Annotated in this window: 8 protein-coding genes and 1 pseudogene; 7 read left to right on the forward strand and 2 right to left on the reverse strand. The window is 37.3% G+C overall.

Annotated elements, in window-relative coordinates:
* Positions 1 to 35 precede the first annotated feature (35 nt).
* Together FJ218_02345 and FJ218_02350 are read left to right on the forward strand one after the other, a co-directional pair.
* On the forward strand, positions 36 to 932 hold the full coding sequence (locus tag FJ218_02345) for a DUF2520 domain-containing protein (protein MBM4165751.1): 897 nt from the start codon (positions 36 to 38) through the stop codon (positions 930 to 932).
* A 227-nt stretch (positions 933 to 1,159) separates the two neighbouring features.
* Positions 1,160 to 1,276, forward strand: a pseudogene (locus FJ218_02350) (transposase).
* A gap of 243 nt (positions 1,277 to 1,519) precedes the next feature.
* Here FJ218_02350 and FJ218_02355 read toward each other — a convergent pair.
* Together FJ218_02355 and FJ218_02360 are read right to left on the reverse strand one after the other, a co-directional pair.
* Positions 1,520 to 3,751 carry a TonB-dependent receptor gene (locus FJ218_02355; GenBank protein MBM4165752.1) on the reverse strand — a complete coding sequence of 744 codons (2,232 nt, stop codon included), beginning with the start codon at positions 3,749 to 3,751 and terminating at the stop codon, positions 1,520 to 1,522.
* Positions 3,752 to 3,841: 90 nt separating this feature from the next.
* Positions 3,842 to 4,192 (reverse strand): hypothetical protein, encoded by a 351-nt coding sequence (locus tag FJ218_02360; protein ID MBM4165753.1) that lies wholly within the window; start codon positions 4,190 to 4,192, stop codon positions 3,842 to 3,844.
* 618 nt (positions 4,193 to 4,810) lie between these two features.
* Here FJ218_02360 and FJ218_02365 point away from each other — a divergent pair.
* The 5 genes from FJ218_02365 to FJ218_02385 form a co-directional block, all read left to right on the forward strand.
* Positions 4,811 to 5,875, forward strand: coding sequence for a glucose-1-phosphate thymidylyltransferase (locus tag FJ218_02365; protein ID MBM4165754.1), 1,065 nt, complete (start codon positions 4,811 to 4,813; stop codon positions 5,873 to 5,875).
* 56 nt (positions 5,876 to 5,931) lie between these two features.
* Complete coding sequence (locus FJ218_02370; GenBank protein MBM4165755.1) at positions 5,932 to 6,378, forward strand: four helix bundle protein; 447 nt, start codon at positions 5,932 to 5,934, stop codon at positions 6,376 to 6,378.
* Positions 6,375 to 7,157 (forward strand): enoyl-CoA hydratase, encoded by a 783-nt coding sequence (locus FJ218_02375; GenBank protein ID MBM4165756.1) that lies wholly within the window; start codon positions 6,375 to 6,377, stop codon positions 7,155 to 7,157. Before FJ218_02370 ends, FJ218_02375 begins: the two co-directional genes overlap by 4 nt.
* A gap of 64 nt (positions 7,158 to 7,221) precedes the next feature.
* Entirely contained in the window at positions 7,222 to 7,728 is a 507-nt protein-coding gene (locus FJ218_02380) for a hypothetical protein (GenBank protein ID MBM4165757.1), read from the forward strand.
* Between the two features lie 90 nt (positions 7,729 to 7,818).
* Positions 7,819 to 7,971 (forward strand): glycine--tRNA ligase (locus FJ218_02385; GenBank protein MBM4165758.1); only part of this gene is annotated, 153 nt, incomplete at its 3' end.

The following is a 7,971-nucleotide window of genomic DNA, read 5'->3' on the forward strand; positions in this document are numbered from 1 at the left end:
CCTTCAATCCTAAATTCCATTAACTACTCAGGAAAATGAAAAAGCATCCAAACAAAATAACTATCATCGGCGCGGGACAAGTTGGTTCAACTCTTGCTTTGCTTTTTAAAGAAAATGGTTTTGAAATTGTTTCTGTTATTTCCCGAACAAAAGAATCTGCGAAGAAACTTGGGAAACTTGTTCAATGTAAAAATGTTTCTACTTCGATAAAAGATATTTCTATACAAACAGAATTTCTTCTCCTTGCTGTTCCAGATAATCTTTTAAAAAATATTGCTGATGAAATTGCTTCTGTTTCTCATTTGAATTTCAAAAAAATAGTTGTCGCACACACTTCGGGAGTTCATTCCGTTGATGTTCTTTCTTCACTTAAAACAAAAGGCGCAAACGTTGCTGGCTTTCATCCGATTCAATCTTTTCCGAAACATTTTTCCGTTCAGCAATTGAAAAAGAATATTACGAACAACATTTGTTTCGGCATTGAATGTGAAAAGAAATTGCAACCAAAACTTTCTTCTCTTGCAAAAAAACTTGGAGGAAAATTTGTTTTCGTTCCTTCTGAATTGAAACCATTGTATCATCTCGTTTGCGTTGTGAGTTCAAGTTTTTCTGTTACGTTATTGAAAGTGATTGAAGAAATTTCATCTCATTTTCCTTTTGCAAAAAATTGGAAAGATGCTTTCTCTCCTATTCTTCTTTCTTCAATTTCTAATGCGCTTGCAACTTCTCCAACAAAAGCGCTTACAGGACCAATTCCCCGTGGCGATTTGCATACAATTGAATTACATTTAAATGCTCTCGTGCAATTTTCTCCCGAACTAATTTCTTTTTATAAAGAACTTTCTACAAAAGCAGTTTCCATTGCAATAGAACGAGGAAGTATTTCGAATGAGCAAGAGAAAAGACTTTTACAAGTCCTGAAAAAGAAATAGAACACAGATGACACGGATTGAACGGATTTACACAGAAAAAAATCAGTGAACATCAGCCACATCAGTGTCATCCGTGTTCTATTAACTCTATGATAAACTTTTCGTATTGTTGCCAACACAAAATCGCATAATCATTATGAATAAACAATAACTGACTTCTCGCATAACTATCGTTCCGGAAATCTGCGGATCGTAAGTCGCGTCATTTCTCCGATGGTCGCGGTGTTCATATCAACGGGATTGAATCGTTCTGGAGTTTTGTGAAGCGACGGCTGCATAAATTTAACGGCATAAAACCGTATGTTGTGTTGCATTTGAAAGAATGCGTGTGGCGGTGGAAGAAAACAGAACACCACCTCATTCCCGAGTTAGAAGCGTTGTTGAAATGTGGGAAACTCACGAAACCTGCGAGGGTTTGAGTTTCACTCATTTCAACGATTCAATGATAATTTTTATTCAGCATTTTTTCTTCATTTCCTAGTCTATAGCCCTAAGAAATAGTCGTATAATCATTATGGTAATTCAATAAATGGTAGCGTTGAATGTGTTTGCCTATCACTCCAACGCTATCAAGAAACATATACAGTCTATATAATTTGAAATGGCATAGAAATTTTTAGTATCATATTTCGTCCAGGATTGAGAGCATACAATTTATATCTGCTCAAATGGTCAACGTATGCTTTGTCGAAAATATTTTCTATTCCAAAATCCAATGTCAAAATATTTTTACCTGTCGGAATATCAAAACCTGAAGAAATACCATAGAGTGAATAACCACCTGTTCGGGTTTCTAACGGGTCAATACGTTCTTGGCTTTGAACAATTTTCGTTTTGAATCCAATATATGGTCGTTTTAAACTTCCAATGTTTTCCTGTTGAAATCGAATTCCTAAAACAATTTTCGATGGAGGTATAAATGGTAATGGATTATTTGTTGCTTTGTTTTCTGCGCGAACAAAATCCACACCAACATTAACGACACACCACGAAGCCAGTTCCGACTTCAACGAAAATTCTCCTCCAAATAATTGTGCATTCGTTTGCTTCAAAAAATATATCGGGAACGTGGATGCCGAATCTATCAATCCCGTTGGGCTTCGATAAATGTAGTTTGAAATTGAATTACTGAAAAAAGTAATCTCCGCAATCGCATCAGCAGAAACATAGCGTGTAGAAATATCAATATTAGTAGAACGTTCCGGAATCAACGCGCTATTACCAATTTCGTACGCCGCAGTTCCTTCGTGAACACCTTGAGCGAATAATTCAAATGAAGCAGGGGCACGCCATCCTTCAGAAATATTAGTTGCAAACACAATATTTTCTACTGGTCTCCATGTTGCGCCTAAAGAACCCGAAAGCGCATTATAGTTTCGCGCTTGAGCAGTTATGTTTAAGTCATTGCTGTAATCAACGTCAAGTTTTCGCGTATCGAATCGAAGCCCAGCGGAAAACTCCATTTCTTTGTAATGATATTCTTCAAAAAGAAATGCTCCTATATTATTTGTTTTTGAATCGGGAATAAGTTTTTCTTCTCGAAGTGAAACTAAGTTCTGTTGCAAGAAGGAAAAACCAATTGTGCCAAAAAGCGAACCAACTGGACGATGATGCGCGTGAACATCGAGCGTGTACGTATTGGTAACAAGTTCTAATCCCGGTTCTGTTGCAATCGCTTCCTCAAATTCACGACGCCAATTTTTTTGCCAACCTCCCTGCATTTCCAACCGAAAACTCTCGACATTAAAAATGCTATGAAAATTTATTTTATCGTGAATGACTCGCTGAAATGGTGTAGCAGTCGGGTCTTCTGCAGGGTCTTCGTGCATTTTAAGTTTAGAACCAAAATGAGAATACGCAAGATTAAATAACCCAGCATCACTGTGATAACCGAATGCGCCATTTCCGTTGAGTTCTTGAAAACCGGAGTTGAATAAATTTCCATTCGGAGTTTTTATATCACTGGCATTTTGCAAACTTAACGCTCCACGATAACCCAATTTTCCAGTTGCGCCATCAAGAACAAATCCACCGTTAAATTGATTATTGTTCGTAAATCCATTCAGCGATAATTTTGATTGCAATATTGTTTTCCCTTCATCCGTTGTCATCAAATCAGGAGAAATAACATTCACGACACCGCCGATTGCATCCGAGCCATAAAGAACACTTCCCGGACCTCGCACGACTTCGATTTTATCAGCTTGAAGAACATCAATTTCCGGTCCGTGTTCATCACCCCACTGTTGTCCTTCTTGACGAACACCATCATTAACAACAACAACACGTTGCGATGTCAATCCACGAATGACAGGTTTTGCAATTGCGCCACCAGTTGAGAGACAAGAAATCCCAGGAAGATTTGCTAACGTTTGCACAATTGTTTGCCCACGTTCACTTTCAAATTCTCTTCCTTCAACAACCGAAGTAGATTGTGGAGAAAGAAGAACATTTGCTGCTTGCGGATTTCCCGTTATAGAAACAGTCGGAATTTGAAGCGAACTTTGTTTCATTGAAACGTTCAATATAAATTCTTCGGATTCAACTACTATCGAACGAGTTTCTGATGCGTATCCAAGCAACGAAAATTTGATGACATACGCGCCTTCATCAATATTTATTATTGTGTATTCACCGCGTTCATTTGTGCTCGCTCCGTGTTTAATTGCTGGTATCGTTACATTCACTCCGACAAGCGGTTCTTTTGTTTGTGCGTCAATAACTTTTCCAGCTATATGACCACTCAATTTATCAGTTGCTTTTGCTGTTGAAAAAAGAAGTACGAACAGCAACGTACATAATAACATTAGTTTATGCATAGAAGTAAATTCTTATTAAAATTGTTTTTAAAATAAATACGATGCTCATTGACGTTACGTTTTAGCATCAAATAGAAAAGACGGATTTATTTAAGAATTTACAGTGGGAGGTCCTCGACTTTCGAAAAAGGAAAATTGAGGTTGTAAAAATTGATGGGAATGTTCGAATGAAACAAATTCTATTTCATCGAAACATCGAACAGTAAATGAAGAAGTGAATGATTGTGGGTTACTTGTTCGAACACACGCAAGACAATCGTCTTTTTGATACGTTGTATGATGATGCGTTACACCGCAACCAACATCATCTTTAAATGAAACATTTCCGGATGAAATAGCATTGTGCGTATGAAATAACTCGCCAACAAATCCAATTCCGATGTAAAACATCAGAAGAAAAATTGTTACTGTTTTATAGTATGTTGAATTATTTGAAAACACTATTATGTTTTTGTGAACAAGAATTAGCGAAAAATTGTATAATAATAAATTTTGTTGATTAACAGCGATGAAACGGTTTGAAAACAGAAATAGTTTCGTATGAAGAAATTATTACTTCTTCATCGCTCTCCCTTTTTCTTTTCCCTATATTTTGCTCGTGAAAATTGACCATAACTATTCGTCATTTCTTGCAAGGCGTTGTTCCTTCCACTTACTTTCTTTTTATTCTCTCAATTTATTGTATTCATTCTTACTTCGATAATTAAGCGCGCTAAAATTACAAAACAAAAATATAATACCAAATAAAAGTCTTGATTTGCATACAATTGAATTAAATTTAAATGCTCTCGAGCAATTTTCTCCCAAACTAATTTCTTTTTATAAAGAACTTTCTACAAAAGCAGTTACGATTGCAAAAAAAAAACGAGGAAGTATTTCAAAAGAACAAAAGAAAAAACTTTTCAACATTCTGAAAAAGAAATAGAACACAGATTACACAGATGAAACAGATTTTACACGGATAAAAAATCAGTGAACATCTACATCAGTGTCATCCGTGTTCTATTAACTCATCAATAAACTTTTCGTATTTTTGTCCGCAAAAATTCTGAACAAAATATGAAAGCACTCATCGCAAGCGGAGGACGCGGCACTCGACTTCGACCGCTCACGCATACGCAAAACAAACATCTCATTCCCATCGCAAACAAACCGATTTTGCATTACGCAATCGAACACGTTGTTGATGCGGGAATAAAAGAAATTGGCATTGTTGTGAACGCGGATGATACCGAAGTTCAAAAAACAATCGGTAACGGCGACAAGTGGAATGTGAAGATTACGTTCATTCCACAAACTATTCCCGGCGGATTATCGCAAGTGGTGCAACTCGCAGAAAAATTTATCGGCAAAGACAATTTTATTTTTTATCTCGGCGATAATATGGTTGTCGGCGGCGTGAAGCGTTTCATAGACGAGTTTGAAAAAAGTAAATGTGATTGTTTTCTCACGCTCGCAAAAGTAAAAGACCCGGAACGATTTGGCGTTCCTGAAATCAAGAACGGAAGAATTATCGGTGTGGAAGAAAAACCGAAACTTCCGAAAAGTCAATTTGCTGTTTCGGGAATTTACATTTACAATCACCACATTTTTGAAGCGGTGAACAGCATAAAACCATCGGCGCGCGGCGAGTTGGAAATTTCCGATGCGCATCAGTATTTGATTGACAAAGGTTTTACGATTGGTTATGCGGAAATTACCGGTTGGTGGAAAGACACGGGAAAACCAAATGATTTGCTTGAAGCGAATCGTCTTGTGCTGGATAATATTCAAACAAAAATTTCCGGCAATGTTGATGCGCTTTCTTCGATTGCGGGAAAAGTAATTGTTGAAAGCGGCGCGAAGATTACAAACTCGATTGTGCGCGGTCCTGCAATCATTGGAAAAAATTGCGTTCTCGAAAATAGTTATGTTGGTCCGTTCACTTCGATTGGCGATAATTCGCTCGTGCAAAACAGTGAAGTGGAATACAGTATCGTGATGACGCATTGTAAAATTCAAAACGTGAACATTCGCATCGAAGGAAGTATTCTCGGTAACGATGTTGAAATTGTAGAAGCAATGGGAAAGCCACGCGTTCATCGTTTTATGATTGGCGACCAAAGCAGAGTTGAAGTTGCTTGAAAAGATTTGGGATGTGGGATTTGAGTTTTGGGTTTATTTAAAGAAAGGTATTGATGATGGAAAGTGGTTATGAGAAATTAGAAATTTATAAACTCTCTTATGAGTTAGCAATTCAAGTTCACAAAATGACTTTAACACTTCCAAAGTTTGAAACATATGAAGAAGGAAGTCAAATTCGACGTTCATCAAAATCAATCACTTCAAATATTGTTGAAGGATATTGCCTTCGCAGACATCAAAACGAATATTTGCAATATCTACATCACGCATTTGGTTCTTGTGAAGAAACTCGATTACATTTAAAATTTTTATTTGAAACAAAATCATTTACGAATGAAGAACTCTACAATCAACTTTCAGAAAAATATTTACAACTTGGTAAAATGATTTATCGTTTTATCGAAAGCATCTTTTCTGAACATGGAAAACCATACTACGTTAAAGAACAAGAAGTTATTTACGGCTCAAATCCCACATCCCAAATCTCAAATCCAAGTTTATGACATTTCAAGATCTTTTCTTCTCAACACAAAACAAAATTGCAACTGTAACCATCAATCGTCCCGATAAATTGAATGCGCTGAATGCAACAGCGAAATCGGAGTTGAAAAATCTTTTTGAGTGTTTGAAAACTTCCGATGATGTTGATGTCGTTATTCTCACTGGTGCGGGAGAAAAAGCATTTGTTGCAGGAACAGATATCGGTGAACTCATAACGCTCGATGGAAATTCGGGAAAAGAATTTGCAAGCGGCGGACAAGAAATTTTCGACGCGATTCAACATCTCGGAAAACCGGTTATCGCTGCAATCAATGGTTACGCGCTCGGCGGCGGATGTGAACTTGCGCTTGCGTGTCATATTCGCATCGCAAGTGAAAATGCAAAGTTCGGACAACCTGAAGTGAATCTCGGAATTATTCCCGGTTACGGTGGAACGCAGCGGCTTGCGCGAATTGTCGGCGTGGGAAAAGCGATGGAAATGATTCTCACGGGAAATCCGATTGATGCGAATGAAGCGTTGCGCATCGGGTTGGTAAATAAAGTTGTTCCGATTTCCGAATTGTTGAAAACGGCAAACGACATTGCGCAAACCATTGCATCGAAAGGACAAATTGCAATTCGTATGGCGCTCAAAGCCGTGAATATGACGCTCGAAACTTCACTCAGCGAAGGACTAAAACTTGAAGCGAGTTTGTTCGGCGTGTGTTGCGATTCCGCCGATATGAAGGAAGGAACGAAAGCGTTTCTTGAAAAACGAAAAGCGAGCTTTACTGGAAAATGATTTTAGATTACTGATTATGGATTTCTGTTTTCCGTAATCTAAAATCTGAAATCTGAAATCTATAATGCAACTTCCCAAATACATAAAAGTTCGCCTCGTCATTGTCGCAATACTTGCAGTGTTGTGTTCAGCGTTGAGTTACAATAACATTGTTGCAAATTTTTCGACTAAAGAAATTCCAAAACGCAATGATGATTCGCTTCTTGTTGTGCTGGATAAAAAAATTGATTCTGCTCTATTTCAATTTGGCGTAAAAGATTATTGGATAAAGAAAAGCGAAACGGAAATTCCGAACGCGAAAAAGAAACGCTTTACGCGAAATGTTTTTCTCGCAACGGGAATTTCGCAAACGCTGATTAACAAACAATTGCATGAACTTTCGCGAAATTACAACTGCGAACCGTACGCATCACAAGATTTGAAAAAACTCACGCTTTCAATGCAAATGAAATTTGAAGGAATAATAGTCGAACAAATTGTATTGACAACGACAAAGAATTTACCCTCTCCTCAAAAACCGAAAGTGAATGTTGCAGAAAAGAAAGTTGTGAAAAATAAAAGAAAAAGATAGAGCCACTAATTACACGAATTCTAACTAATATAAATAAGAGTTCATTCGTGAAATTTGTGGCAAATAATTTTACAAACATAAAATGGTATTATGCCCAAACAAACAGAAAATATAATGGATAAAATTGTCTCGCTGGCAAAACGGCGGGGATTTGTATTTCAATCATCGGAAATTTACGGCGGACTCAACGGCTGCTGGGATTACGGTCCGCTCGGAGTTGAACTGCTGAGCAACGTGAAAGAT

The sequence above is a fragment of the Ignavibacteria bacterium genome (assembly GCA_016873775.1).
Classification (GTDB): Bacteria; Bacteroidota; Ignavibacteria; order UBA10030; family F1-140-MAGs086; genus JAGXRH01.